Origin of the sequence: Sphingobium aromaticiconvertens, from assembly GCF_037154075.1 — a bacterium.
Classification (GTDB): domain Bacteria; phylum Pseudomonadota; class Alphaproteobacteria; order Sphingomonadales; family Sphingomonadaceae; genus Sphingobium; species Sphingobium aromaticiconvertens.
In genome coordinates this window covers 2,065,642-2,092,301 of the sequence record NZ_JBANRJ010000001.1, presented here as the reverse complement: position 1 = coordinate 2,092,301, position 26,660 = coordinate 2,065,642, and the positions used below count along the sequence as shown (strand labels likewise).

At 64.5% G+C, this 26,660-nt stretch carries 28 protein-coding genes, 1 pseudogene and 1 riboswitch; of the genes and pseudogenes, 9 read left to right on the top strand and 20 right to left on the bottom strand.

Annotated features, from left to right (window positions below; genetic code table 11):
- Nucleotides 1-9 precede the first annotated feature (9 nt).
- Together WFR25_RS10010 and WFR25_RS10005 are read right to left on the bottom strand one after the other, a co-directional pair.
- Nucleotides 10-1,125 carry a cysteine desulfurase family protein gene (locus WFR25_RS10010; protein ID WP_336970609.1) on the bottom strand — a complete coding sequence of 372 codons (1,116 nt, stop codon included), beginning with the start codon at nt 1,123-1,125 and terminating at the stop codon, nt 10-12.
- Nucleotides 1,122-2,153 (bottom strand): cysteine desulfurase family protein, encoded by a 1,032-nt coding sequence (locus WFR25_RS10005; RefSeq protein ID WP_336970608.1) that lies wholly within the window; start codon nt 2,151-2,153, stop codon nt 1,122-1,124. Before WFR25_RS10005 ends, WFR25_RS10010 begins: the two co-directional genes overlap by 4 nt.
- Nucleotides 2,154-2,288: 135 nt before the next feature.
- Between WFR25_RS10005 and WFR25_RS10000 the strand changes: the two genes are divergently transcribed.
- Nucleotides 2,289-2,945: an alpha/beta hydrolase gene (locus tag WFR25_RS10000; RefSeq protein WP_336970607.1), complete on the top strand. Its 657-nt coding sequence runs from the start codon at nt 2,289-2,291 to the stop codon at nt 2,943-2,945.
- On the opposite strand, the gene cobF is transcribed toward WFR25_RS10000, so the two are convergent.
- From cobF to cbiE, 5 genes are read right to left on the bottom strand one after another with little or no spacing between them, the layout of a single operon-like run.
- Entirely contained in the window at nt 2,920-3,741 is an 822-nt protein-coding gene (cobF, locus tag WFR25_RS09995; RefSeq protein ID WP_336970605.1) for a precorrin-6A synthase (deacetylating), read from the bottom strand. The two genes, WFR25_RS10000 and cobF, sit on opposite strands and share 26 nt — an antisense overlap.
- A complete protein-coding gene (locus WFR25_RS09990; RefSeq protein WP_336970603.1) occupies nt 3,738-5,054 on the bottom strand; it encodes a cobyrinic acid a,c-diamide synthase CobB in 1,317 nt (438 codons plus the stop codon). The genes cobF and WFR25_RS09990 overlap by 4 nt, the downstream gene beginning before the upstream one ends.
- The gene (cobM, locus tag WFR25_RS09985) at nt 5,051-5,836 is read right to left on the bottom strand and encodes a precorrin-4 C(11)-methyltransferase (protein ID WP_336970602.1); all 786 of its coding nucleotides are present in this window, start codon (nt 5,834-5,836) and stop codon (nt 5,051-5,053) included. The genes WFR25_RS09990 and cobM overlap by 4 nt, the downstream gene beginning before the upstream one ends.
- A 2-nt stretch (nt 5,837-5,838) precedes the next feature.
- The gene (locus tag WFR25_RS09980; protein ID WP_336970600.1) at nt 5,839-6,198 is read right to left on the bottom strand and encodes a cobalamin biosynthesis protein; all 360 of its coding nucleotides are present in this window, start codon (nt 6,196-6,198) and stop codon (nt 5,839-5,841) included.
- Nucleotides 6,195-7,403 (bottom strand): precorrin-6y C5,15-methyltransferase (decarboxylating) subunit CbiE, encoded by a 1,209-nt coding sequence (gene cbiE / locus WFR25_RS09975; RefSeq protein ID WP_336970598.1) that lies wholly within the window; start codon nt 7,401-7,403, stop codon nt 6,195-6,197. Before cbiE ends, WFR25_RS09980 begins: the two co-directional genes overlap by 4 nt.
- On the opposite strand from cbiE, the gene WFR25_RS09970 reads away from it, so the two are divergent.
- Nucleotides 7,360-8,202, top strand: coding sequence for a cobalt-precorrin-6A reductase (locus tag WFR25_RS09970; RefSeq protein ID WP_419723156.1), 843 nt, complete (start codon nt 7,360-7,362; stop codon nt 8,200-8,202). The genes cbiE and WFR25_RS09970 overlap by 44 nt on opposite strands.
- Here WFR25_RS09970 and cobJ read toward each other — a convergent pair.
- The 6 genes from cobJ to WFR25_RS09940 form a co-directional block, all read right to left on the bottom strand.
- On the bottom strand, nt 8,111-8,872 hold the full coding sequence (gene cobJ, locus WFR25_RS09965; protein ID WP_336970596.1) for a precorrin-3B C(17)-methyltransferase: 762 nt from the start codon (nt 8,870-8,872) through the stop codon (nt 8,111-8,113). The genes WFR25_RS09970 and cobJ overlap by 92 nt on opposite strands.
- Nucleotides 8,869-9,594, bottom strand: a complete 726-nt coding sequence (cobI, locus tag WFR25_RS09960; protein WP_336970594.1) for a precorrin-2 C(20)-methyltransferase — start codon at nt 9,592-9,594, stop codon at nt 8,869-8,871. The genes cobJ and cobI overlap by 4 nt, the downstream gene beginning before the upstream one ends.
- On the bottom strand, nt 9,591-10,220 hold the full coding sequence (locus tag WFR25_RS09955) for a precorrin-8X methylmutase (RefSeq protein ID WP_336970592.1): 630 nt from the start codon (nt 10,218-10,220) through the stop codon (nt 9,591-9,593). The genes cobI and WFR25_RS09955 overlap by 4 nt, the downstream gene beginning before the upstream one ends.
- Nucleotides 10,220-11,350: a cobalamin biosynthesis protein CobG gene (locus tag WFR25_RS09950; RefSeq protein ID WP_336970590.1), complete on the bottom strand. Its 1,131-nt coding sequence runs from the start codon at nt 11,348-11,350 to the stop codon at nt 10,220-10,222. The genes WFR25_RS09955 and WFR25_RS09950 overlap by 1 nt, the downstream gene beginning before the upstream one ends.
- 253 nt (nt 11,351-11,603) lie before the next feature.
- A riboswitch (cobalamin riboswitch) is annotated at nt 11,604-11,819 on the bottom strand.
- Nucleotides 11,820-11,895: 76 nt separating this feature from the next.
- On the bottom strand, nt 11,896-12,630 hold the full coding sequence (locus WFR25_RS09945) for an energy transducer TonB (RefSeq protein ID WP_336970588.1): 735 nt from the start codon (nt 12,628-12,630) through the stop codon (nt 11,896-11,898).
- A gap of 4 nt (nt 12,631-12,634) precedes the next feature.
- Nucleotides 12,635-14,746, bottom strand: coding sequence for a TonB-dependent receptor domain-containing protein (locus WFR25_RS09940; protein ID WP_336970586.1), 2,112 nt, complete (start codon nt 14,744-14,746; stop codon nt 12,635-12,637).
- A 128-nt stretch (nt 14,747-14,874) separates the two neighbouring features.
- Between WFR25_RS09940 and WFR25_RS09935 the strand changes: the two genes are divergently transcribed.
- Nucleotides 14,875-15,669 (top strand): DUF4198 domain-containing protein, encoded by a 795-nt coding sequence (locus WFR25_RS09935; protein ID WP_336970585.1) that lies wholly within the window; start codon nt 14,875-14,877, stop codon nt 15,667-15,669.
- 20 nt (nt 15,670-15,689) lie between these two features.
- Nucleotides 15,690-16,178: an EF-hand domain-containing protein gene (locus WFR25_RS09930; protein WP_336970583.1), complete on the top strand. Its 489-nt coding sequence runs from the start codon at nt 15,690-15,692 to the stop codon at nt 16,176-16,178.
- Nucleotides 16,179-16,193: 15 nt separating this feature from the next.
- Here WFR25_RS09930 and WFR25_RS09925 read toward each other — a convergent pair whose 3' ends face one another.
- Nucleotides 16,194-16,361 (bottom strand): hypothetical protein, encoded by a 168-nt coding sequence (locus WFR25_RS09925; protein ID WP_336970582.1) that lies wholly within the window; start codon nt 16,359-16,361, stop codon nt 16,194-16,196.
- Between the two features lie 41 nt (nt 16,362-16,402).
- Here WFR25_RS09925 and WFR25_RS09920 point away from each other — a divergent pair, with 41 nt between their 5' ends.
- A complete protein-coding gene (locus WFR25_RS09920; RefSeq protein WP_336970581.1) occupies nt 16,403-16,702 on the top strand; it encodes an MDR/zinc-dependent alcohol dehydrogenase-like family protein in 300 nt (99 codons plus the stop codon).
- A gap of 31 nt (nt 16,703-16,733) precedes the next feature.
- Here WFR25_RS09920 and WFR25_RS09915 read toward each other — a convergent pair whose 3' ends face one another.
- The 4 genes and pseudogenes from WFR25_RS09915 to WFR25_RS09900 form a co-directional block, all read right to left on the bottom strand.
- A complete protein-coding gene (locus tag WFR25_RS09915) occupies nt 16,734-18,116 on the bottom strand; it encodes an efflux transporter outer membrane subunit (protein WP_336970580.1) in 1,383 nt (460 codons plus the stop codon).
- Nucleotides 18,109-21,186, bottom strand: coding sequence for an efflux RND transporter permease subunit (locus tag WFR25_RS09910; RefSeq protein WP_336970579.1), 3,078 nt, complete (start codon nt 21,184-21,186; stop codon nt 18,109-18,111). Before WFR25_RS09910 ends, WFR25_RS09915 begins: the two co-directional genes overlap by 8 nt.
- 1 nt (nt 21,187) lies before the next feature.
- A complete protein-coding gene (locus WFR25_RS09905) occupies nt 21,188-21,493 on the bottom strand; it encodes an efflux RND transporter periplasmic adaptor subunit (RefSeq protein ID WP_473829116.1) in 306 nt (101 codons plus the stop codon).
- Nucleotides 21,482-22,150: pseudogene (locus WFR25_RS09900) on the bottom strand (efflux RND transporter periplasmic adaptor subunit); the annotation flags it as partial. The pseudogene WFR25_RS09900 and the gene WFR25_RS09905, both read right to left, overlap by 12 nt.
- Before the next feature lie 285 nt (nt 22,151-22,435).
- On the opposite strand from WFR25_RS09900, the gene WFR25_RS09895 reads away from it, so the two are divergent.
- The 4 genes from WFR25_RS09895 to WFR25_RS09880 all read left to right on the top strand — a co-directional run bounded on the left by WFR25_RS09895 (nt 22,436) and on the right by WFR25_RS09880 (nt 24,347).
- Complete coding sequence (locus tag WFR25_RS09895; protein WP_336970575.1) at nt 22,436-23,098, top strand: TetR/AcrR family transcriptional regulator; 663 nt, start codon at nt 22,436-22,438, stop codon at nt 23,096-23,098.
- Between the two features lie 105 nt (nt 23,099-23,203).
- Nucleotides 23,204-23,668: a redox-sensitive transcriptional activator SoxR gene (gene soxR / locus WFR25_RS09890; protein WP_336970573.1), complete on the top strand. Its 465-nt coding sequence runs from the start codon at nt 23,204-23,206 to the stop codon at nt 23,666-23,668.
- A 201-nt stretch (nt 23,669-23,869) separates the two neighbouring features.
- On the top strand, nt 23,870-24,004 hold the full coding sequence (locus tag WFR25_RS09885) for a hypothetical protein (protein WP_336970571.1): 135 nt from the start codon (nt 23,870-23,872) through the stop codon (nt 24,002-24,004).
- 154 nt (nt 24,005-24,158) lie between these two features.
- The gene (locus WFR25_RS09880; RefSeq protein WP_336970569.1) at nt 24,159-24,347 is read left to right on the top strand and encodes a hypothetical protein; all 189 of its coding nucleotides are present in this window, start codon (nt 24,159-24,161) and stop codon (nt 24,345-24,347) included.
- Nucleotides 24,348-24,604: 257 nt separating this feature from the next.
- On the opposite strand, the gene WFR25_RS09875 is transcribed toward WFR25_RS09880, so the two are convergent.
- Nucleotides 24,605-25,981 carry a sensor histidine kinase gene (locus WFR25_RS09875; protein WP_336970567.1) on the bottom strand — a complete coding sequence of 459 codons (1,377 nt, stop codon included), beginning with the start codon at nt 25,979-25,981 and terminating at the stop codon, nt 24,605-24,607.
- Nucleotides 25,978-26,658: a winged helix-turn-helix domain-containing protein gene (locus tag WFR25_RS09870; RefSeq protein ID WP_336970566.1), complete on the bottom strand. Its 681-nt coding sequence runs from the start codon at nt 26,656-26,658 to the stop codon at nt 25,978-25,980. The genes WFR25_RS09875 and WFR25_RS09870 overlap by 4 nt, the downstream gene beginning before the upstream one ends.
- Nucleotides 26,659-26,660 lie beyond the last annotated feature (2 nt).

Sequence of the window (26,660 nt, the reverse complement as noted above, 5' to 3'; positions counted from 1 at the left end):
CGACGTTCCCTATGACGACGGACTTTGCCCTGCCGCCGCTTCGTTGATCGTTCTTGCAGCATCCTCCAACTCGGTCGGCGTCGTGTACCGGCCAAAGCCGATCCGCACCGATCCTCGCGCCTGTCTGTCCGACAATGCCATCGCTTGCAAGACATGGCTTGGCCGACCGGAGCCGCTGGCGCAAGCAGACCCCAAGGAAAAGGCGATTCCGCGACATTCTGACAACAGTCGCGCGCCATCCAGCCCGTCGCGCCGCAGGTTGAGATTACCATGATAACGCACTGCGACGCTACCGTTGATGATCCAGTCCGCAAACAGCGCACGCGCAAGCGTCCAGAGCCGCTCGATATGCGCCGCGTCCTCCGCATGGCGCGACACAAGCAACCGGGCGGCCACGCCGAAACCGGCGCATAAAGCGGGCGAGAGCGTGCCGGATCGCAAGCCGCCTTCCTGCCCGCCGCCATGAATCAGCGGCGGCAGCGTCAGGCCATCACGCAGCCATAATGCACCAATCCCCTTGGGACCATGGACCTTGTGGGCGCTTAGCGCGATCATGTCCGCCGCGCGCGGCAGGCCGATGCGGCCAAAGCCCTGCACCCCGTCACACAGGAACAGCGCGCCCTGCGCCCGCGCCATGTCAGCGAGAGCCGCGACAGGCTGGATCACGCCAGTCTCATTGTTGACCAGCATCGCCGCGACCAGTGCGGTCCGTCCGTCGATCGTCGCCCGCGCCGCGTCGAGGTCCACGAGTCCCTCGCCATCGACCGGCAGCAGCACCGCCTCAAAACCTTCCTCCGCCAGTGCCAACATCGTGTCGCGCACGGCGGCATGTTCGGTGGCGATGGTGACGATCTTGGTGCGTCCCTGCGCTTTACCTGCCCGTGCCGCCCCGACGATAGCGATGTTGAGCGCCTCCGTCGCGCCGGAGGTGAAGACCAGCCGTCCGCCCTCCATGCCCGTCGCCGCCATCACCCGGTCTCGCGCAACCTCCACCGCCGCCGCCGCCGCGCGGCCGGGCCGATGGGCGCTGTGCGGATTGGCGAACTGGTCGCGGAGCAACGGCACCATCGCCTCATAGGCTTCGGGGGCAAGCGGCGTGGTCGCCTGATAATCGAGATAGATCATCGGGCTGCCCGCGTCGCCATGACGCTCCAGGCCGTAATGAAGCGATCGACATCGGCCTCGCTGGTGGAGGGACCGAAACTCACCCGCACAACCTCTCCCGCCGCCGCATCGTCCCAACCCATCGCCCCCAGCACATGGCTGGTCTTGAGCGACCCGGACGAACAGGCGCTCCCCGCCGACACCGATATGCCCGCCAGATCGAACTGGATAAGCTGCGCCCGCGCCGACACGCCCGGCATCCGATAGCTGGCGATAGTAGGCAAACGCGGCGCATCGCGCGCCACTATCTGACCGCCGCCCGCTTCCACCGTCGCGTCGAGTCGATCGCGCAGTCCTTGCGCGGTCGGTAGCCAATCCGTGCGCGCCTCCAGCGCCGCCGCCATGCCAAGGATGGCGGGCAAATTCTCCGTCCCCGCGCGATAGCCCTGCTCCTGCCCGCCCGTCGGCTCGATCAGGGCGAGGTCGCGGATCAGCAGCGCGCCGATGCCCGGCGGTCCGCCGAATTTATGCGCGCTGATGGCGATCATGGCGGCGTCCGGCAGCGGCAGCTTGCCCGCGCTCTGCGCGCAATCGGCGAAGATCACGGTGCCCTCGCCCCCAACGCGATCCAGTGGCTGGATCACGCCAGTCTCATTGTTCACATGCTGGATCGCGACCAGACCGATGGCATTGTCCGCCAGCACGCGCCCCTCAGCATCGACGGGCAAACGCGCCATGCCCGGCGTCACGCGCAACACGGCGTCATGTTCGACGGCCGAAGTCACCACCGGACCGACCTTCGCCCGCCCCAGCGCCAGCGCGATCGCTTCGCTTGCGCCGGAGCTGAAGATCAGATGACTGTCCCATCCTAACGCCGCGCAAATTCGTGCGCGCGCCTGTTCCACCGCCGCGCGGGCACCCCGCCCATCGCTATGGGGGGAAGAGGGGTTTGCCCAGCTTTCCATCCCAGCGATCATCGCCGCTTTTGCTTGCGCGAGCAGCGGCGTTGTCGCGGCATGGTCGAGATAAAGTCGGTCTGGGCTTGCCACGTATGGGGGATCACTCAAATGATTGCGAAAATCGTGCTGGCTCCTATATAGGCCTCCATTCGCGCGCAGCCAGTCAGGATTGCGCGCGTCCCAGCATATTGCGCCGCCCCGCGCGGCCAGAACAACGCAGGTGCCATGCCCGACGTCATTTTCACCGGACCCGAAGGCCGCCTTGAAGGTCGCTTCAGCCCCCCGCCCCGCCCGCGCGCGCCAGTCGCCATGATCCTGCATCCGCACCCACAGGGCGGCGGCACGATGAACGACCGCATCACCCAGGCGCTTTACAAGACCTTCGTAAAGCGCGGTTTCGCCGTGTTGCGCTTTAACTTCCGGGGCGTGGGCCGCAGCCAGGGCACGTTCGACAACGGCATCGGTGAACTCAGCGACGCCGCCGCCGCGCTCGACTGGGTGCAGAGCTTCCATCCCGAAGCGCAGACCACCTGGATCGCGGGCTTCTCCTTCGGTGCGTGGATCGGCATGCAGTTGTTGATGCGTCGCCCCGAAGTGCGGGGTTTCATCTCGGTCGCGCCGCCCGCCAACATGTATGATTTCTCGTTCCTGGCGCCCTGCCCTTCCTCGGGCATCATCGTCCAGGGGACGGCGGATGAAGTCGTGACTGCCAGCGCCGTCCAGAAGCTGGTGGACAAGCTGCGCACGCAGAAGGGCATTACCATCCATCATGACGAAATCCGTGGCGCCAACCACTTTTTCGAACATGAGCTGGAGCAGTTGATGAAGTCTGTCGACAATTATCTCGACATGCGCCTCAGCCCGGATTCGCCCATTCGTTAAGGCATAAGGCTCGGCCCGTTTGGGTCGAGCCTATCGCTTGGCGAGTATCGGATTTTCGCATCAGATAGACATCCATGATCCAGCCATGCTGCGCCCTGAGCGTGGCGCGGGCTTCGATAATGCGCGCACCGACATCGGCCAACACCCCGCTGATGAGCGTTTCGTGCGGCATCCCCAGATACGCCCCCCACCAGATCGAAACCCCGTCCGGCGGCAATGTCTGAAACGCGCATGTGCCATCAAGCATGATGACGATGGTTTCGGCGGCATCGGGCCACCCCTGTTCCCGCAATCGCCGCCCCGTGGTGATCAGCACCGGCGCGCCCAGCATGTTCAGCGGGATCGCATGGGCAGCCGTCAGCGCCTGTATGCTGGTAATACCGGGCACCACATGCATCCGCAGCGCCATGCCGTTCACGCTCAACCGCTCGGCTATCCGCAGCGTGCTGTCGTAGAGTGAGGGGTCGCCCCACACCAGCAGCGCCAATGTCCCTCCAGATGGCAGATGCGTGGCGATCTGCTCCGCCCATGTCGCGGCGATCGCGTCGTGCCAGCTATTGACCGCCTCGATATAGGGAGGCGTTGCGGAACGCACCGGCAGGTCGAACTCCACGACGCGGGTCGATCCGGTCAGCACCGCGTTGCAGATGGAGCGCCGCAGGTCGATCAGATCGGATTTCCCCTCCCCCTTGCGCGGCAACAGGATCAGGTCGGCAGCGTTCATCGCCTTGATCGCGGCCAGGATCAGATGGTCGGGATTACCCGTGCCGATGCCAATCAAATGAATGTCTATCATACGGCGTCCGGCGCGATCAGGTGAAAATAGGTTCCGGCGACATGGCCGCGATACGATCCTGTTTCCGCCAGCAACTCGCCATCGGCGTTGGTGACATCGGCCAGCGGTGGATCGGGTTGCTCCACGATCGTCGAATAATGAAATTCATGTCCGTGCAGACTTGCGCCCGCCGTAAAGCCAGCGACAGGTGCGAGCAATCGAGCCTGGCGATAGCCAAGGTGCAATCGCCGGTCGGCATGGCTGGTGACCAGGCCCAGCAGCCCGGCCATGCGATGCTGCGTGCCATCCTTGTCGATCAACCCCTCGCCCAGCACCATATAGCCCCCGCATTCGCCATAAACGGGCCGCGTCTTCGCATGATGGCACAAGCCCGCGCGGAAGCGATAGGCAGCGGCAAGGCGTCCGGCATGAAGCTCAGGATAGCCGCCCGGCAACCAGACGAGATCAGCGTCATGCGCGGGCGCTTCGTCGGCAAGGGGGGAAAAGGGCATGATCTGCGCCCCCATTCGCCGCCATGCCGTCAGCAGGTGAGGATAGGTGAAGGAGAAAGCGGTATCCTGCGCCAGCGCGATATGCTGCGCCGGTGGGGGCAGGGCGAGAGGCTGGCTCATGGATCGGGGCTTCGCGGCCGCCGCTTGCCGGATCGCGGACAGGTCGACATGCGCGCGTATCAAGGCCGCATAATCCGCCATCAGGGCATCCAGCCGATCATGCTCGCCCGCCTGCACCAGCCCCAGATGCCGCTCTGGCAGCGTGAGGTCAGAACGCCGGGGCAGCGCGCCCAGCACCCTTATCCCCGCCGCCTCCATGCCGCTGCGCACCAGCCGTTCGTGCCGGGGGCTGGCGACCCGGTTGAGGATCACACCCGCAAAGGGCACATCCGCGCCAAGGTACCGAAAGCCAAGCGCGATGGCCGCCGCCGACTGGGCCTGACCTGAAACATCGACCACCAGCACCACCGGCCAGCCCATGCGCCGGGCGATGTCGATGCTTGCTCCGTTGCCGCTGACGCCCCTTCCCATCGCACCGTCGAACAGGCCCATCACCCCCTCGGCCACGATGATGTCGGCGCCCTGTCCTTCTGCGGCGATCGCATCCAGCAACGTGCCATCCATCGCCCAGCTATCCAGGTTGAACGACGCCCGGCCACAGGCGACACGATGAAAGGCGGGATCGATATAGTCCGGGCCGCTCTTATAGGGCTGGACCGCCAGCCCCTCCTCCACCAATGCGCGAAGCAGGCCCAGCGTCACCGTCGTCTTGCCCGCGCCCGATGTGGGCGCGGATATCAGGAGGCCGGGCGTGGGCTTCATTCCTTATGCCCGGAGAATCGGGAATCGGCGGACTGCGGCCGGAAGCGGCGATCATAACCGGCGGCATAGAGGCTGCTTTCGGCGGCACTATCGCTATCCAGCACGCGGCCGATGAGGATGAGCGCAGTGCGTTCCATGCTGCCCGCCACCGCCGCTTCGATCGTGCCAAGCGTTGCGCGGACGATCCGCTGGTCGGGCCAGCTTGCCCGCCAGACGACCGCGACCGGGCAATCGTCGCCATAGTCCGGCACCAGATCGCGCACCACTTTGGGCAGGTTGTGGATGGACAGGTGAATGGCCAGCGTCGCGCCCGTCGCGGCGAACCGCGTGAGGCTTTCGTCCGTGGGCATCGCGCTGGCGCGGCCGGGGGTGCGGGTCAGGATGACCGACTGCGCGATGGTGGGCAGGGTCAGTTCCGTCTCCAGCGCCGCCGCAGCCGCAGCGAAAGCAGGCACGCCGGGCGTCACGGTGAACGGGATGTCGAACGCGCGCAATCGCCGCAGTTGCTCGCCCATGGCGGACCAGACCGACAGATCGCCCGAGTGGAGGCGGGCGACGTCCTGCCCGGCGGCATGAGCGGCCTTAATGGCGGCGATGATGTCGTCCAGCGCCATCGACGCGGTGTTCACGATCTGCGCGCCCGGCGGGCAATGGTCGAGTATAGCCGTCGGCACCAGCGACCCGGCATAGAGGCAGACGGGACTGGCCGCAATCAGGTCACGCCCCCGCAGCGTCAGCAGGTCGGGCGCGCCGGGACCGGCCCCTATGAAATGCACGGTCATGGCTAGGCTCCTTGGGCGATGGCGCAAGTGGCCATGCGATCGGGTGAGATATGGCGGGGGGCAAGCAGGCTAGCGCCGGGTCCGGCCGCAGCAAGGGCGACGGCTTCCGCGACGCTGCCGGTGCCTCGGGCGGCCAGGCTGGCGGGCGATTGGGTAATGGTGCGCGCGGCTTCCAGCAATTGCGGGTCGATGGCGATCAGGGGCAGGCCCATGGCCTCCGCCAGACCCGCAAGCTGGTGCGCCTTGTCATGAGGCACGGCAAGGGCCGTGACGGTTGGATAATCCCGCTGCGCCAGCGCCAATACGTCACGCAACGCCAGCATATCGGCGCCCTTGCGAAAGCCAAAGCCCGCCACGATCATAGCGTCACGCTCCATTGCACGACGGGATAACTGGCCTGCCAGCCGCGCCGGCTGCCCAGCGGAGCTGCCTGCGCCAGCTCGATCCGCAGGAGCGTGCCGCCCTTCTCCCCATGCCATTGCGCCAGCAGCGCCTCGGACTCCAGCGTCACCGCATTGGCCACCAGCCGCGTGCCGCGCGGCAAAAGATTCCAAAGCGCTCCCAGCAGCGAGGCACTGAGGCCCCCGCCAATGAACACGGCGTTCGGGAGAGGCTCGTCGATCAATATGTCGGGCGCTCGTCCCTCGATCACGCGGAGCCGGTCGACGCCCAGCGCCTGCGCATTGCTGTGGGCGCGGGTTGCGCGGTCGGGATTCGCCTCGAATCCGATCGCTTTCATGGCGGGATGCGTCAGCAGCCATTCGATGGCGATCGAACCCGACCCCGTGCCGATGTCCCACAGCGTCTCACCGGGGCGCGGGGCGAGGGCCGACAGGGTGAGCGCGCGGATGGGGCGCTTGCTGATCTGGCCGTCATGCGCGAACCAGTCGTCGGGCAGGCCGGACGAGGCGGGCAGAACGGCCCCATCTCCGGCAAAGCCGATGCCGACCGCGACCGGGTGCGCGATGTCATCGAACGCCAGCGTCGCGGCGGTAGCATGGCGAATATGTTCACGCGGGCCGCCCAAAGCCTCCAGCACCGCGACAGAGGACGCGCCAAATCCCTGATCGCACAGATAGCGGGCAAGGCTGCCTACAGCATCGCCGTCGCGCACCAATATGAGCGCGTGTCGGCCCGACACCAGATGCGACCGCAACCGGGTGAAGGGCGCGGCGTGCAGGCCGAGGCAAGCTGTATCGTCTATCTGCCAACCTAAGCGAGCGGCGGCAAGGGTGAAGGTCGATGGCACGGGATGCGCGATCCATTCCGCTCGGTCGAGATGCCGTGTCACGACGCTCCCCGCCCCGAACCAGAAAGGGTCGCCCGACACCAGCATGACGACCCGCCTGCCCCTGTGGGCGAGCAGCGCGGCAATCCCGTCTTCAAACGGGACTGGCCATGTCAGGCGTGGGCATTTAAGGTCAGGAACCAATGCAAGGTGACGCGTCGGGCCGGTGACGATATCGGCCTGTGCCAGCGCTTCACGGCTTGCAGCGGACAGTCCAGCGGGACCATCCTCACCCATGCCGACGATCGTCAGCCATGCCCCTTCAGGAGTTTGCGACATTACCACTATCCTGATTCTGGGCGGGACGATGGAGGCAAGCGCACTGGCGAGGGCGCTGGCCGATCGAGGGATCGCCGCGACGTTGAGCTATGCGGGGCGGGTGGGACGCCCCAAGGCGCAGCCTGTGTCGATCCGCGTCGGCGGCTTTGGCGGGGTCGAGGGGCTGATATGCTATCTGCGCGATCATCATATCACCCACCTGGTTGATGCGACCCACCCCTTCGCCGCGGCGATGAGCGCCCATGCCGTGGCCGCGGCGGCGCGTACCGGGATCGCGCATATCGCGCTCACCCGTCCCGCATGGGTGCCGGTCGCGGGCGACCGCTGGCGGCATGTCGCCAATGTCGATGCCGCCATCGCGGCGCTGGCGGGTCCGGCGCAGCGGGTGATGCTCGCCCTTGGCCGGATGCATGTGAACGCCTTTGCGCCGCAGCCCCAGCATCATTATCTTCTGCGCTTCGTGGATGCGCCCGAAAGCCCGCCCACCTTGCCTGATCACCACATCATCGTGAACCGCGGTCCCTTCTCCATCGAGGATGACATGCGGCTGATGCAGGACCATCGGATCGACCTGATCGTCTGCAAAAATGCGGGCGGGACAGGCGCGGAGGCGAAGCTGATTGCGGCGCGTCGGCTGGACCTGCCGGTCATTATGATCGACCGTCCGGCGCTTGCCCCCCGTCGTGAGGCGTATAGCGTGGATGCGGTTATGGGCTGGCTGGATCATGGCGCCGTGGCGTGTAAAGGATCGGCGTGCCCGACCGGTCGATCAGCCGGGTCTGGCTGGAGCCGACGATGACCATCGTCCGCATGTCGGCCATATCCGGCGTGGCATCGCGCAGGGGCACGATATGCAACGCCTCCTGCGGCGTGCAGACCGCACGGGCGAAGAGAATCAGCCGCTCGCCGCCGCAGGCTTCACGCAATATGTCCAGCACCCGGCCAAATCCCTTTGGCCGTGCCTTCGATCGGGGGTTGTAGAAGGCCATCGCGAAATCGGCCTCCGCCGCCAGGCGCAGGCGGCGTTCGATCAGCCCCCAGGGCTTCAGATTATCGGACAGATTGATGGCGCAGAAATCATGGCCCAGCGGCGCGCCCGCCCGCGCGCTGGCCGCCAGCATCGCCGTGATCCCCGGCAGGACACGAATATCCAGATCGCGCCATTCTGTGGGGCCTTGTTCCAGCGCCTCGAACACTGCCGCCGCCATGGCGAACACGCCCGGATCGCCCGACGACACAACGATCACCCGCTGCCCCGCCGCCGCCATGGCAAGAGCGTGCGCCGCGCGTTCCAGCTCGACCCGATTGTCCGACGCATGAAGCGTCAGGCCCTCGCGCGGCGCCACCCGCGCGACATAGGGCGTATAGCCGACGATATCGGTCGCCTGTGCCAGCGCTGCCGTGACCTCGGGCGTGATCAGCGCCTCGTCCCCCGGACCCAGCCCGGCAATGGCTATCCAGCCAGTCATGGGCGGCGGCCCTTGCCATGAATCAGCAGGATCGAGAAATAAGGCGTGACGACATCCGCCTCGCACAGCCGGGTCACGCGCTGATCCACCATCGCCGCATATTCCACCAGATAGGCCTCCGCTTCACGCCCCGCAGCCTCCACCGCCCGGCGCAATTTGGCGAGGTTTCGGCCGATTTTCATAACCACCAGCGCATCGGTATCGCGGATGCGGCGGGTGAGGTCCTCTTCGGGCAGGGTCGCCATCAGGACGGTGAGCACATCATCGCCCCAGGTCATCGGCGAACCGCAGGCCGTCCATGCCCCCGACATGCCGGTGATACCCGGCACGACCGTCACCGGCGTCAGACCGGACAGCCGGGTGTAAAGATGCATGAACGATCCGTAGAAAAACGGGTCGCCTTCACACAGGACCACGACATCCTCCCCCGCCTGCGTCAGCGTCGCCAGATGCCGGGTACAGCCAGTGTAGAAGGACGACAGGCTTTCATTATAGCGCGGGTCGGACCGCGGGATTTCCGTGGTCACCGGATATTCCATCGGAATTTCGATGACGTCGCCACGCAACATGCCCTCGACGATACGGCGCGCCTGCCCCGGCCTGCCCGCCTTGCGGAAATAGGCGACATGGCGGGCGCCGCGTACCAGCCGGTCGGCCCGGACACTCATCAGGTCCTGCGCGCCCGGTCCCAGCCCGACTCCATGGATAGTGCCGATCTTCATTCGACGGGACTCGCCAGAGCGTTGATTGCGGCCACGGTGATCGCGCTGCCGCCCATGCGGCCCTCCACGATGCAGCAGGGTACGGGCTGCACCTCCCACAAGGCAGCCTTGGACTCCATCGCGCCGACAAAGCCGACGGGGCAGCCAATGATCGCCACCGGGCGGGGACAGGCCGGGTCTTCCAGCATATTGAGCAGATGGAACAGGGCCGTGGGCGCATTGCCGATTGCCACCACCGCTCCAGCGAGATGCGGACGCCAATGTTCCAGCGCCGCCGCCGACCGTGTGTTAGCCATCGCCCGCGCCCGTTCGGGCACGTCGGGATCGTGCAGCGTGCAGATGATGGCATTGTCGGCAGACAGCCGGGCGCGCGTGATCCCCTCGCTCACCATCCGCGCATCGCACAGGATCGGCGCGCCATTCGCCATGGCCGCCCCCGCCGCCGTCGCGAAGTCCGGCGAGAAGCGGATATGGGCGGCGAGGCCCACCAGCCCGGCGGCGTGGATCATGCGGACCGCTATCCGCTCTTCATCCGCGGTGAAGCGCGCCAGATCGGCCTCCGCCCGGATCGTCGCAAAGGATTGGCGGTAGATTGCCGCGCCATCGGTTTCGTAGATATGCGGCATCAATCGGCTCCGAAATGGGCAAGCAGTTGGTCCGTTCGCAGGCTTGCCCGGATAGGCGGATCACCGGCACGGGCGTCGAACGCCAGATCGAACAGGCCATCGCATCCGGTGAGGGTGACATTGGCAGGACCGACACGGGCGCAGCCCTTCGCGCAGCCCGACATATGCAGACGGCCCGCGATATGCGGGGCAAGGCGCATGGCCAGGGCGCGGGTTTCCACCGTCGCCTGCGGACAGGCTGGCGCGCCGGGACAAGCGTCGACACGCAGGGCTGGATCGGCGGCGTCCGTCACGAAGCCCTGGGCATCGACCGACGATGCGCCTTCCAGCAACAGGGTGCGCCATGGCGTGACACGCGCAGCCTCTGCCCCGCTATCCGTCATTAGCGCCGCAAGGGCGGATGCCTCCATGCTGCCAAAGGGAACGCCATAGACGCAGCCCAGTGCATGACACCCCGGCAGTATCGCCGGGCGGGTGGGCGCCGGACGAACATGCCCCTGCGCCCATGCGGGCAAGGGTATGGCGTGACGGGACATCCTGCCCGCCTCCGCGCCGCCGGTTTCCACGAACCAGTGCGCCAGCGCAACCATTGCGTCCGCAGCCTCGTTCACCGCGACCGGCACGCCTAACTCCCGCCCATCTGCGCGCAGGATCAGGCCTCTGCTCTCGCCCCGTTCGATCCGAAAATCCGCCGGATCAGCACCCAATATCGGGGCCGTGCCAGCATCGACGGCAAACCCGACCTTCGCAGGCAATTCGGGCAGGGCAGCCAGCCGTGCCATCAATCCGTTGGCGACCTGCGCGCTGTCATCACCCCGCCGCCAGTCCGGTGCGATCAGGATAGTGCGCCGCGCCTCCATCATGGGATCGGCACCCACCAGATCAAGGTCGACGAGCCTGTCCAGCAAGGCGGACATGGCGCTGTCGCGCAAGCCCCGGATTTGCAGGTTGGCACGGTTGGTGACATCGATCAGGCCATTGCCAAAACGCGCAGCCACTTCGCACAGGCCCACCACCTGTTCGCCCGTCATCCGCGCCAATCGCGGCCTGACGCGCACCAGCAGGCCGTCGCCCGCCATCATAGGACGCCAGGCGGTCGGGCACCATCCGCTGACGGCATAACCGCTCACGCGCGGCGATCCTGACGGACGAGCGCCGCGCCTGGCTCACGGGTCATGAAGCGCTTCGACGCGACGCGCATTGTCCACTCCACCCCACGCCGAGCAACGAAAACCGGGGCTTGCCGACACCATGTCGGTCGATGCGCGAGACGGGCGGGCGCAAGACAAAAGCGCCCGTCATTACGCACCGATGCAGCCCCAGCCGCAAAGGATCGTCGCTCACGCGGAGTACCGAGCCGTGACCATCCCCTGGACCAAGGCAAGAGCGACCGGTGCGCTGGCAGGTCTCCTGGCTCGCGGGTCAAAGCAGGATGCACGGCCTTCCCGAACATGAAGTCCAGTGGCTGGCCCCCTCGAAAGGAGCCTTGTGCATCGCACTCACCGCTTACAGTTGCAGGGACAGCTGCGGATTTGGGGTCGCCCCCGCACCGCATTCCCATTCAAGCCCCATCGGGGCACCAGCGCGATCAATACGGACTGGTACGAAGCCAGCCTGCAACGTCGCCTAGAGCAAAAAATTCAGTATGCCAATTGCCCAACTGTTCGAGGAGACGTCAGACCGGCAGGATGAACTCAATCGGTGCGGTGAATTCAATGCGCTCACCGCCGATGTCGCGGGGCGCCTTGGGGAAAGGCGAGGCGCGCTGCATCATCGCGGCGGCCTCTTCATCCAGCGACGTCCGCCCGGAACTTGCGATGACATTGCCTTCCAGCAAAAGTCCGGCACGGTCGATCACGAAACGCACCCGCACCACACCTTCCTCGCGCCGCATACGCGCGCGGCGGGGATAGAGTTTATGAGCGTACAACCACGACCGTACTCGTGCGGCATAGCTATGGCTGGTGCCAGCAGGAGCGTTCACGTCCAGCCCATCTGCCGTTCCCCGCCGCACGGGTGGCGCGGGCGGTGCGGATACCGCCACGGCGGCAGAGGGAATATTTGCCGTTGCCGCCTGCTGGACGGGCGCCGTCGCCTGCAACCGGGGCGCAGTAAAGGGCAGCGCGACCGGCACAGGTACACGCACGGGAACAGTCGGAGCCGGGGGCGCATCCTGCGCTGCTTGCGCGGGTGGCGCAGGCGGCTGTTGCACCGCCGCCTTCGCTTCCTCGGCGCCCTCCTCCGCGCCCTTGAGCACCGCCAGCGACATCACCGTCAGCGATGGCTCGTCCGCCCTTTCCACCTTGCGCCCCATGCCAAGGTTCAGCAGCGCTGCGATCAACAGCGCATTCACCAGCAGCGAAGCCACCGCCGGAAGGCCGATGCGGAAAGAATGCCGTCCCCCAGCCATGGCGTCAGAAAGTGTTCGCCACGGTGAACTTGAACGTCTGCCCTTCCGCCGCGAGCGAGGACAGATGGCGGCGATATTGCCTGTCGAAGATATTGTCTGCTGCGATCCGGAACTCGAACCCCTCCGCCGGGCCGCTACGCGGTTTGAACGAGAGGAATATGTTTTGGACACTATAGCCCGTCGTAGCGATACCAGATCCGGCGGAGGAGAAGGGACCGGTCGTGACCTTGTCCTGCCGCTCGGCAAATTCGCCGGTCCAGCCACCCGACAGGCCGGTGTCCGCGTCGGCATAGCCCAGCGTCAGGCGATAATCGTTCGCCGGGATGGTATTGAGATAATTGCCCGTCGCCCGGTCCTTGCCGTCGATGAAGGAGGCATTGCCGCGCGCGAAGAACCCGCCGACGCCATATTCCGCCTCGACCTCCACGCCCTTGAAACGCGAACGGCCGACATTGGTGAAATAGGGTGTGCCGACGGCCCCCGCCGCGTTGATGATCAGATCCTTGACGTCATTGCGGAAGAGAGTGGTCTTCAACCGCAGCTTGTCGGTCCTAGCCGCCAGGCCGTCGAAGGACAAAGTGAAGCCCCCTTCGATATTCTGCGATTTTTCGGGGCGCAGATTGGGATTGGCCGGACGCGTGGCGCTGCGCGTGAAGGTTTCGTCGATATTGGGCATCCGCACAGTGCGCGCCACCGATCCAAAGACGCCGAACCAGTCGGTCAGCGAATAGATGGCGGCGAGCTTGGGCGATACGCCGCTATCCTTCACATTATTGGTCAGCACCGTGCCACCAACGACGGTCGCGCCGGGCTTCAGGTCCGTCCAGTCCACCCGCACGCCGGGAATGATCATCAGCTTGTCGGACCAACTGATTTCCAACTGCCCGAACAGGCCATAGCGGGACATGTCGCCTTCGGGATGCGTGCCCGCGCCCGGCGTCACCGTCCCGTCAAAAGCGACGCGTGGATTGCGGCGCTTCTGCTCGCTCCATTGCGCGCCGACGATCAGGAAGCTGTTCCAGTCGCCGCCCAGGTCGAACTCGCTGGTGTTCTGGATCTTCCCCTGCCAGCTTTCATAGGAGAAATCGGAATATTCCAGGTTCGCGCCCAGAAAGGTCGTTTCGGTCTGATGGACCTTCGACAGCGAATAGGCGACCTGCGCCTCGACATTCAGCAGCTTGCTGCCATTGAAGTCGTTGACATAGCCCAGCACGGCAGTCTTGTCGTGGACGCGGCGGCGCATCAGCGAACTGCCGGTAGCAGCCGAAATCTGGTCATAAACCTGCGGCGCGTCGCTGATCCAGTCCTGATAGGACGCCCAGATCGCGTGCTTCTTGTTCCCGCCGATCGATACCCGGCCCTTGACCAGCCAGCTATCCGAAAGAGTCGCCGAGGCGGGCACTATATCGCCATTGCCGCTGCGATAATCGTCACTGCGGCGGTAGTTATAACTGCCCAGCAGTTCCACGCCTTCGGTCGGCTGCGCGGCGACGATGCCCGAAAGCGTATGCGCCTCCGCATTGGTTTCGGTCGCGGCCTTCAGGCGAACGGCCAGCGGATCGCCATCCTTCAGGAAGTCGGACGCATCCTTGGTCGTGAAATTGATGACCCCCGCCAGCGCGCCCGCGCCGTACAGGGTCGAAGACGCGGGGCCGCGCAGCACTTCCACCCGCTTGTAGAGTTCAGGTTCACTGAACAGGGCGCCCATCCGATATTGTTCGTAGAATTTGGTGACGCCATCGACGGTCATCAGGATGCGGTTGTCGGAATCGCCGATCGCGGTGCCCATGCCGCGAATGTTGAACCCCTGCCCCAACTGGCCGACGCCACCCTGTACGTTAACGCCCGGCATAGCCTCCAGCAGATCGCCGATCGTCGTCGCCTGTGTCTGGTCAATGTCTTCCTGATCAAGAACCGTGACGGCCTGCGGCGTGTCGATCGCGACCTTCTCCACCCCGGTCGAAATGACCAGCCGGTCGAGCGAAAGCTGCGTGGTGCCCCCGGCGCCAGTATCGCCCGCCTGCTCCTGTGCGCCAACCTGCTCCTGCGCGACCGCCGCGGCGGGAATCGCCAGCAGAGCGGTGCCCAGGAACAGCAGGCTCTTGGTCGTCTTCATATCTCTTTGCCCCAATGAACGGGCGACCCATCGCCCCCGATGCCGCAGCACCTAGCGCATAAAAATATCATTGCAAGTGATTCTCAATAGCTATATTCGGCAGCGCAACGAAAACAGAGGATCACATCATGCGCCTACTCCGGGGCCGTTCGGCCGCCGCTTTTCTTGCCATCGCCTTTGCAGGGTCGACCACCACCCACGCGCATATGCCCTATGTGCTCCCCACCCTTTTCGATGTGGGGAAAGGCGATCACATCACGGTCGAATCAGCCTTTGGCGAGGATGCGTTCCAGCCCGAAGTGGCGATGCGCGACGCGCCCTTTCACCTTGTCGGCCCGGATGGGAAGGATAGCCCGGTGGGCGCCGTCACCTATCTGCGCGACCTCTCGATCTTTGAAGCGGATGTGAAGGCGGACGGCACCTATCGCGTCACCACCGGCCAGCGGTTCGGCCGCAAGGGCAAGATGTTCAAGGATGGCGACAAGTGGGTCATGCGCGGCGAAGGCGCCGATCCCAAACCCGGCGCGCAGGAAGTCGAGGTGCAAAGCGCCACCTTGGCCGAAGCCTATGTGACGCGCGGTCAGGCTACGCAGGGCGCGCTGAAACCCACAGGCAAGGCTCTGGAGATCCAGCCTGTGACCCATCCCAACGCGATCGCCGCCGGGACCGACGCAGCCTTCGTCCTGCTGTTCGACGGCAAACCGCTCGCCGGGGCGGAAGTGACGCTGTTCCGCAACGCAGGCTATTATGACGGGCGTAAAGTCACGGCACAGGTAAAGAGCGACGCGGCGGGGCGTTTCACCCTGAAGCCGGAGGATGCGGGCACTTATCTCATTCTGGTGCGCCATCGTGGTATCGCCCCAGCGGGGGCGGAAACGCCTTTCCGCAGTTACACCTATACGCTTGCATTCGACGCGGCCTGATCCTTCCCCTGGAGATTGACATGAAATATCCGCTGATCCTGACCGCCGCCGCCGTGCTGGCGACCTGCTCTGCGTTTGCGGCCCCGCATGAGGGCAGTGCCTTCATCCACGATTATGACGGTGACCATGACGGCAGCGTCAGCCGGTCCGAGTTTGACACGGCGCGGGTCGCCCGCTTCAAGGCGACCGACGCCAATGGCGACGGCTGGGTGTCCGAAGACGAATATGTCCGCGAATATCAGGCGCGGCTTGAAGCCCAGCTTGCCGCGTCGGACCAGAGCGAGGACAAAAAGGTCGAGGAACGGCAGCGCCAGATCCGCCAGACGCATGTGCGGTTCGGCGTGCTCGACACGAACAAGGATGGCAAGATGCAGCAGGCGGAATATGACGCCTCCGGCGCGCGCGCCTTTGCCGAGCAGGATGATGACAAGGACGGCGTTGTCACGGCTGCCGATACCAAAGCAACGGCTGCGCGCCGGGCGGCGGCGCTGGCGAAACGCGATCAGTGAGGAAGTGGGCGGGGGCTACCGGCCTCCGCCCGTTGCCCAACCATCCAGCAGGTTTTTGATCGCGCCTGACACCGCCTCTTCGACCTTGTTGCTGACGGATCGGCTGCGCTGTCGGGAGGACAGGACGATGCTATAGGCCAGCCCCCCGGCGCGGCAATCCTTCTCGACGAAAAGTTCGGGCAATATCGCATATCCAACGCCACCCGCGACCAGTTCCCGGCCTGTTGCCGCAGATCATCGGCGCGGTTGCATTCGAGGCGCGAATCGTGATGGGCGGCTATTGCATGGAGGCCGAGCAATTCTACGTTTTCGCCGCCCAGAACAAACGCCTGACCATCCATTTCGCTACCGGTGAGGAGCAGCAGGATATGGACCTGGCCCTGCGATCCATCGCCGACGGCAAGATCGACATAAGGCCATGGTTGAGCGAACGGATCGGCCTGAATGGCGTCGCGCAGGCCGTTGTCCAGATGTCAGGGCCGCTGGCGCCGATTCGCAGCATGATGGACCCGCGCAGGATGTGAGGAGAGCTTCCCTCACATCCCAGCTTCCCGATCAGCTCCAGCCGCCGCCCAGCGCCTTGAACAGATCGATCCGGGCCGATCCCAGTTGCTGTTGCGCGTTGGCCAATGTAGCGCGGGCCTCGATCAATGTTTGTTGCGCGACGAATGTGTCGAGCAGCGCGATCGACCCCGCGCGATAGCGAGCCTGCGCCAGATCATAGGTTGTTTGCGCCCGGTCGCGAGCTTCGGCCAGCGCGGCATTGCGCTGCTGCTCCGCATTATAGCGGGCCAGCGCCTGCTCCACCTCCTTGAGCGCCCCGATGACCTTGCCATCGAACGTCGCGAGCGTCGCGTCGCCCTGTGCCTCCGCCTGTTTCACCCGTGAACGGGCGACGGCGATATTGGGAAAGCTCCACGACAAGAGCGGCCCAAGGGCGAAGCTGAAACTGTCGCTGCCCTTCACATTGTCATTGCGCAGGAAATTGCCGCTCCCGCCCAGACTGATGCGCGGATAGAGGTCGGCCGTCGCCACCCCAATCCGGGCGGTGTCGGCAGCAAGGCGCCGTTCCGCCTCTCGCAGATCGGGCCGCCGCCGCAACAGCGCTGTCCCGTCACCAATGGGCAGGGCCGCCACGGGCGCAGGTGCGCGAACACAAGCCTGAACCTGTGACGGCACATCCCCCGGCTGGCCACCCAGCAGGGCCGCCAGTTCCAGCAAGGCGACACGCCGCTGGCCATCCAGCGTCGGAACGGCGGCACGCGCACTTGCGACCGCACCAGCCGCGCGCTCCACGTCCAGCCGACCAACCGATCCCGCCTTTTGCTGCGCCCTGACGACACCCAAACTATTCTGCGCTGTTTCGACCGACAGACGCGCGATATTGGCCGCGTCGCCATAGGTGCAGGCATCGGTATAGGCCCGCGCCGTTTCCGCCGCGACCGTCACGCGAACGGCATCGCGTGCAGCCTCGACCGCCTGCGCGTCGGCGCGTGCAGCGCTGATCGCCCGGCCAACGCGGCCAAACAGGTCGACCTCCCATGAAAGGGCGAGGCCGCCGCTATGAGTCCATTGCTTGTCGCCAGCGGCCTGCGCGAAGTTACCAACGGCGCTGCCATAGTTGGTCCCGGCGCTGAGGTCGGTTGTTGGCAGTCGCCCAGCGCGGGCCTCGCCCAGCACCGCCTGCGCCTTGGCAAGGTTAGCGCTGGCGACGCGCAGGTCTGTGTTGCTTGCCAAGGCCCGCTCGATCAGATCGTCGAGGATCGGGTCATCATAAAGCCGCCACCAGTGATCGGGCAGCATGGCCGCACTATCCACGCCCTGCGCGGTTGTGGTGAAGGCGCCGCCCGTCTTCGCTATGGGTGCAGGCGGACGATAGTCCGGACCTGCGGCGCAGGCGGCGGTCATCAGGGGGAGAAGGAAAAGCAGCTTATGCATGGGCGATCTCCGCCTGCGCCAGTTCTTCTTCGCGGGCGCTGTGCGACGCTGCGCGATGATCCTTGGCGATCAGACTGTAGATGGTGGGAAGGACGAACAGGGTGAACAGCGTACCGATCAGCATCCCCATCACGACAACGATGCCGATGGCGAAGCGGCTGGAGGCACCTGCCCCACTGGCGAACAGCAGGGGTACAAGACCCGCGACCATGGCCGCCGTGGTCATCAGGACAGGCCGCATACGGACCGCCGCCGATTTGCGGATCGCCGCAATCCGGTCCAGCCCCTCCTGCTTCTGCATCTGGTTGGCGAAGGACACCATCAGGATGCCGTGCTTGGAAATGAGGCCGATCAGCGTCACCAGCCCAATCTGGGTGTAGATGTTGAGCGTCGCATAGCCGAGCCACAGCGGCACCAAAGCCCCACACACCGCCAGCGGCACGGTGACAAGGATCACCAGCGGATCACGGAAGCTTTCGAACTGCGCCGCCAGCACCAGGAAGATGACGATCAGCGCAAAGGCAAAGGATAGGGTCAGCCGATCCCCTTCGGTCACATATTGGCGGCTGTCCGACAGCCAGTCGATGCTGGTCCCGGCGGGCAAGGGCTGGGTCTTCAGGAAATCGACCGCCTGTCCCATGGTAACGCCGGGAGCGAGAATGGCCGACAGGGTGGCAGAGTTCATCTGGTTGAACTGCGGCAGACGGTTTGCTTCTGGCCGCATCTCCACCTTCGTTACCGTCGACAGCGGGACCAGCGCGCCTGAAGCCGTCTTCACATAAAATTGACCCAGATTATCGGGCGTCAGCCGCTGCGCCGCTGGCACCTGCGCGATGACGTCATAGGAACGGTCATGCCAGTTGAAGCGGTTGACGTAATTCTCGCCCACCATGGTCGCCAGCGTATCCGCGATCGCCTCCATCGTGACGCCCATCTCGCCAGCCTTTGCGCGATCCACACTGATCCGTGCCTCCGGGCTGTCGAATGCCAGATCGCTGTCGACAAAGGCGAACAACCCGCTTTGCCATGCCGCGCCCTTCACCTTTTCCAGCGCCGCATAGAGCGCCGTGAAATCGTCGGAGGAACGGATGACCATCTGCACAGGCAGGCCACCGCTTGACGCAGGTAAGGCCGGAGCCTGGAACGCAGCAGCATAGACGCCGGTGATACCCGATCCCTTGGCGTTCAGTTCCGCCTGGATCGCATCGGCGCTTCGTCCCCGGTCACCCCATTCCTTCAGGATGACGCCGCCAAACCCGTTGTTAAGGCCATCGGTGCCATTGTCGAACCAACTGCTTACATATTCGGGCAGCGCGCGGAACAACTGCTCGACCTCCAGCGCATAGCGGGCGGTGTAATCGACATTGGCATATTGGGGCGCCTTGGTCTGGACGAAAACATAGCCCTGATCCTCCTGCGGTGCGAGTTCGCGCTTGGCGCCGGTGAACAGGATGACGATCGCGCCCAGCACCACCACGCCCACCAGCAGCACCGCCGGGCGAGCAGCCAGCGTAGCGCCGAGCAAACGGCTGTAGCCGTTCGTCATACGCTGCATGTTATGCTCGATCGCTCGCGCGAGCCGCCCTTCATTCATCTGACTGTTGAGCAACAGGCTGCTCATCATCGGCGACAGTGTAAGCGCGACCACGCCCGACACCAGGACCGATCCGGCAAGGGTGAAGGCAAATTCGCGGAACAGCGCGCCGGTCAGGCCGCCCATCAGACCGATGGGGGCATAAACGGCGGCCAGGGTGAGCGTCATGCCGATGACCGGCCCCACAATCTCCCGCGCGCCCAGCAGGGCGGCGCGCACGGGGGACAGGCCTTCCTCGATATGGCGATGGATATTCTCCACCACGACGATCGCATCATCGACCACCAGCCCGATGGCCAGCACCATCGCCAGCAGGGTCAGCAGATTGAGCGAGAAACCAAAGGCCAGCATGAGCGCCGCCGTACCGACCAGCGACAACGGAATCGTGATGACCGGGATCAAGACCGCGCGCAACGATCCCAGGAACAGGAAAATCACGATCACGACGATCACGATTGCCTCGACCAGTGTATGCGTGACTTCATCAATGGAGGCGTTGACGAAATGGGCGACGTCGAACTGGCTGATGACCTTCACGCCGGGCGGCGCGACCCGCTGCATATCGGGCAACAACGCCTTCACCGCCTTCACGATCTCCAGCGGATTGCCGTCAGGTGTCGGGGTGATGGCGATGGTGACGGCGCGCTGGCCAGAACTCAACGCATTGGCATCGTAATTCTGCCCGCCAATTTCGATGGTCGCGACATCGCCCAGCCGCACGATGCCGTCGGCTGCGCGCTTCACCACCATCTGGCGGAAAGCGTCGGGATCGCGCAGGTCCGTTGCAGCGGTGATGTTGATCGCCGTGTCGGTGCCCTTAAGCCGTCCGGGCGCAGCCTGCACATTATTCGCGCGCAGCGCGGTCGCGATGTCGCTGGCCGACAGTCCGCGCGCGGCGAGCCGCACCGGATCGACCCACACACGCATCGCCAGCGTCTGCCCGCCGCTGATTTCCGCCGACGCAACGCCGGGCACGGCGGTAATGAGCGGCTGGGCAATGCGCGCGGCAAAGTCGGTGATCTGCGGCACAGGTAGCGTGTCGCTCACAAACGCAAGATATTGCACCGCAGATGCGCCATCGGTCATCTTGGTAATGACGGGATCATTGGCACCTGCTGGCAGGCGATATTTGACCTGCTGCACCTTTGCCAGCACCTCGGTCATCGCCCTGTCTGCGTCGGCATTCAGCACCAGCTTTGCCTTCACCTGACTTTTGCCCAGCGTGGATGTGGAGGTTAGATAGTCGATGCCGTTGGCGGTCGCGATCGCCTGTGCAATCGGCGTCGTGACGAAGCCCTGCATCACGTCCTGCGTCGCGCCGGGATAGCCGGTATCGACGACGATGGTCGCGCTTTCCATGTTGGGATATTCCCGCACCGGCAGGGAAAAGAGCGACGCGCCGCCGACCAGCAGGATCAACAGGCTGACGACCACCGCCAATATCGGGCGGCGGATGAAAATGTCGGTGAAGGCCATGTCAGCGGCCTCCCCGCGTCGTTCCGCCTTGCTGCGGGGCCATCGTGACCCGCGCGCCGGGTTGCACGCGCAACTGTCCATGCGTGACCACGACATCCCCGGCCTTCAGGCCGCTGGTGACGACCACCTTGTCACCGAAGCGACGGCCGGTCGTCACGGCGACAATCTCCGCCGTGCCGCTGCGATCGGCATCGCGGATCTTGATGCGGGTGATGCTGTCACCCGATGCAGAGGTCTGGATGGCCGTTGCCGGGACGACCAGCGCGCCCGTGATCGGCGGCAGCGCGAGGCGCGCGGTGACATACATGCCGGGGCGCAGCGCGTGGCCGGGATTGGGCATCGTCGCCTGCACCGTGACGTTGCGCGTATCCTAGCCCACCTGAGGCTCGATGGCGGTAACGCGCGCCGTGAAGCGCCGGTCCGGCCAGGCGTCCGACAGGACATCGACGATGGCGCCGGACTTCAACTGGGCAAAAGCCTGTTGCGGCACCGCGAAGTCGACATAAAGGCTGTCCAGCGCCGTCAGGGTCGCAACGGGATCCCCAGGGTTGAGATATTGACCGAGGTTGACCTGCCGCACGCCCAGCGTCCCCGCGAAAGGCGCGCGCACCCGCTTTTGCGCGATCCGGGCATCGAGTTGCTGGACCGTCGCCTGAGCCTGTGCCTGTTCAGCGCGCCGCTGCTCCAGCATTTCGCGCGGCTCTGCACCGCTGGGCGCCAATTCGCGGGATCGCGCATATTGCAGTGCGCTAAAATCAGCCTTCGCCTTGGCAACCGCGCGGTCTGCCCGCTCGGGCGCGTCGAACAATTGGACGAGCAATTGGCCAGCGCCGACCTGCGCGCCAGCGGTAAATCCGATTCCCGTCACGCGTCCTGCCACTTCAGGCGCCAGCACAACTTCGCGCACCGCGCGCAGTGAACCGACCGCTTCAAGCGCTGACGGCACCTCGGTCGGGTTGACCATCGCCGTCGCCACCGGCACCGGCGGCATCTGACCACCCGGCGGCTCAGCGGTCCGCGCCGACCGCCATGCATAAAGACCACCCATCAGCAGGATGAGGGCGGCACCGGCCAACAGGATGGAACGCCCCTTAATCGGGCGCGACGTCGAAGGCTCGGCAGAAAATTCGGAAGATGGCATGGAAAACCTCTAAAAACCGACTACGAGTCAATATTATTGCGATTGATTATTATTTATGAGAAAGCGGGTCAAGGGGGGTCGCTTCCAGGATCATGATGTTGCTAAGCCATGACTGTGTCAGACATAGATACCACTCCAGCCAAAAGGCTGTCGACGCGCCCTGTTCGCAGGCGTCTGCGCCCCCGCGACAAGGTGTCGCCGCCACGCAAGGCCGATCTGCGCCGCGCCGCTTTGTTGCAGGCAGCCATCACCCTGCTGGTTGACAAGGGGCTGAGCGACAGCACGATTGATGAAATCGCCGCTCAGGCGGGCGTCGCCAAAGGGACATTCTACCATTATTTCGCCAGCAAGGTGACGTTGATCGACGCGCTTCGCACGCATTTCATCGACAGGTTTGAAACGCGGGTCATCGAAGCAGTCGACACGCGCCCGGCCGATGATTGGAATGGCCGATTTGAGATTTGGGTCACGACCGCGACCAGAACCTATTTCGACATGCACGCCTTGCATGACCTGGTATTTCACGGTCCCACCATGCCGCAGCGCCAGGCTATAGGCGATATCGATCTTCTTCATCACCTCGCAGCGCTTCTGACTGACGGCCAGGCGGCGGGTGCGTGGCATCTGGCCGACGAAGCGCCGCTTCAGGTCGCTGCCCTTATTTTCCATGGTCTGCACGGCATGGCGGACGACGCGCTGGTAACGGGCCAGCCCGTAGATGAACTGACGCGGCTGATCGCACGACTCTCCCGCCGTATGTTGGTGGGATAAAGCTCCGGCCTTTTCCATATGTCCGTGCACACGACGCTCCCTTGTGCGAATCGGGGAGCCTCTCCATAGAACCTCAACCAATGTTGAGGTAAAGCGATAAATGCCATGGCGCGACTGACAGAAGCAGATGTTCAGCGGACGCTATCCGTGGGCGAGGTCGCCGCCCGGGCAGGCGTTCCCGTCTCAACGCTCCATTTTTACGAGAAGAACGGATTGCTCTGGAGCATGCGGAACAGCGGCAATCAGCGCCGCTATGGCCGGGGCGTGCTGCGCGCAATCGCCATCATCAAGGTTGCCCAGCGTGCCGGCATCCCGCTCGCAACCATTCGTGAGAAGTTGGCCAGCCTGCCATCGGATCGAAAGATCACGATGGCCGATTGGGAAATACTCTCCACCGCATGGCGTGACGATCTGGATGACCGTATCGCGCGCCTGACGCGATTGCGCGATCAGATGACCTCCTGCATTGGTTGCGGCTGCCTCTCGATCGACGATTGTCCGCTGCGCAATCCCGGTGATGAACTGGCCGAAAAGGGGCCGGGACCGCACATTCTCGATCCCGACGAATAACCGTCAATCCTTTTGGAAACGAACCACGACATGCGGGACGTCGCCCTCAATATCGCCATGCGGCGTGTGATAGGATGTGACGGTGACGCCAGTATCACGTGAAGGCTCCAGCCAGCGAAATGGCTACCCATCACCATGATCACACCCGAAGCCCCCGTCTTGTCCAGCCGGACATCGGCATCGAGCGTGAAAGAGCGGCCGATGAAGGACGCTTCACTGAACGCGGGGACGCTGACGTCCTTGCCCGACAGACTGTTCGAACGTCGTCTGGGGACCGCTTCCCTCGCCTTTCTCGACAGCCTGGTGCGGATGGAAAGGGAAAAATGGATCGATTGAGGAAGCGCTGGCGCTGGCGAACGCGGTCATGACGGCCCCCACATCCGCACCATGATGTCCAAAAGTTCATCTTTCCGTCAGCATGGCGACGGGGCAGCCAGCGCATAAAGGCTGTGCGATCCAGGGTGGGTCGCATGCTTTAAGGAGTTATCTGATGAACCGTCGCCTGATCCTGACCGGCCTCGTTTCGCTGGCCGCAATCGCCGCGCCGTTCGCCGCTTCCGCCGCAACCTCGACGACGACCACGTCCACCAGCGTCACCAAGGCCGCCCCCCACCACAGCGTCACGCACAAGGTGGTCAAGAAGACCAGCACCGCCGCAACGCCTGCCAAGGCCAGGTAAGGTCGCAACGCTGACGGAGCCGGGGTGGCGCCTCCTCTCGCCTTACCCGGCTCCGACCAGCCATTCTTTCCCGCTCGCCATGAAGGGACAGGTCATGCCCACACGAACCATGGTAGCCACCCTGCTCGGCTGCGCTTCCCTGCTTTGCGGGGTCAGGGCATGGACCCTTTCCACCTTTCCTCACCATAGAATGGTCGTTCAAACAGCGACCGGAACGCCTGCCGCCCCGCAACACCCGGCATGACGCACTCCTGCCGTCAGCCAGCCTGAGCGATCACCATCTCTACGGCAAAAAGTTTGTCGCGACGGGAAAAGCGCACGCTCCCCCCGTGCATATGTGCCACCGCCGCGACAAGAGAGAGGCCGAGACCGGCCCCCGCAATCCCCCTTGCGGCGTCCAGCCTCCCGAACCGGCGCAAGGCCTCGGCCTCTCTCTCCCTGGCGATACCCGGCCCTTCGTCGGCAAGACCGATGACCAGAAAGCCTTCCTCCTCCAACAGATATAACTGCATGGCCCCGGCCCCATATTTGAGCGCATTATCGATCAGGTTGGATAGCGCCTGCCCCAGCAACTCGCGATGCACCGGCACAGATGCGGGTATTGGCGGCGCGGTTTCGCCCGACACGCTTAACATGCGCCCCTGTTCTTCCACCAGCGGTTCGTATAGTTCGCAGATATCGACCAGCATCGCATGAACATCGGTCGGGGCGATGTGGTCGCGACCGATCCCGGCCTCCATCCGGCTGATTTCCAACGCCGTCGTCAGCATCGCCAACAACTGGTCCGCCTCCCGGCTGATGCCGTCGATCGCGCCGCGTAACGCCATTGGTTCGTCTGTTTCCATCGCCCGGTCTATCCGCGCCCTCAAACGGGTGAGCGGTGATCGCAGATCATGGGCAATGCTGTCCGTCACGACGCGCAGTTCCGCCAACAGGCCGCCGATACGGTCGAGCATCGCGTTTATCGCTCGCCCCAGCGTGTCGAAACTGTCGCCCGATCCGTCCAGTGGAACGCGGCGGTCAATGTCGCCCGCACTGACCCCGGCGGCAGTCGCAGCGATATGCGCGATCCGGCGGTCGATGATATGCACAACCAGCCAGGCACCGACCACAGCCAATGGCAGCGCCATCAACAACCCGGTCAGCAGCGCGCTTTCCACCGTCCGCCGCATCTGATCGCTATTGTCGGTGCGTTCCCCGACCAGGAGCCGTCGTCCATCGGGCAAGTGCGCCGCAGAGATGCCAAACGGACCCGGCTGCGTATCGCCGATGCGGTAGAGCGACGCCTTGGCCCAGTTGGTGGAAGCAGCTATGGTGGGCGGCCAGGCCGCAAGATTACCCGCGATCCTCCTGCCCGTCTTGTCTACGAACAGGATGAGGCCGTCTTCCTCCTCGTTCGCGCGATCATTAATGGCGCTGATCAGGGATCGGTCGCCTTGATCCCGCCCGATTGCCAGTAGCGTGTCGCGCGCTTCCGTTGCGATCGCGGCATCCGCCGCGTCCAGATTTGCCCGGACAAGCTGCGTAACCGATAACAATAGCGCCGCCCCGAATAGCAGCTCAAGCAGCAGGATGAGGCCCAGAAATCGAATATGCGAGGAGCGCAGCCAGCGCCATCGGAACACCTGCCTCATTCGCCCAGCCGATAGCCCGCGCCGCGCACCGTATGGATCAGCGCCTCATCACTTTCCCCGTCAACCTTGCGGCGCAGGCGGCTGATATGCACATCGATGACGTTGGTGCCGGGATCGAAATGATAATCCCATACGCCTTCCAACAGCATCGTGCGGGTAACGACCTGTCCGACATGACGCAGCAGATATTCGAGCAGGCGGAACTCGCGTGGCTGAAGCTCGATCGATCGATCGCCACGCCGCACCTCCCGCTTGAGCAGGTCCATACGCAACGATCCACAATGAAGGACCGTTTCCACCGCTGTCCCCGCCCCCCGACGTCGCATCAGCAATTCCAGCCGCGCAAGCAATTCGGCGAAGGCAAAGGGCTTGACCAGATAGTCATCCGACCCGGCGGTCAGCCCCGTCACGCGATCATCGACCGATCCCAGCGCGGAGAGCAGCAATATCGGCGTCTCAATCCCTGCGGCCCTTAACGCCCCCAGCACACCCAGACCGTCAAGCCCCGGCAGCATCCTGTCGAGGATGATCGCATCATATCCACCGTCTGTCGCCATGAACAATCCGTCGCGGCCATTGTCGCTATGGTCGGCAACATGACCATGTTCGGCCAGCCCCTTGAGTATGAATTCCGCAGTGGTGCGGTCATCCTCCACCAGCAATATCCTGCCGCCCATGC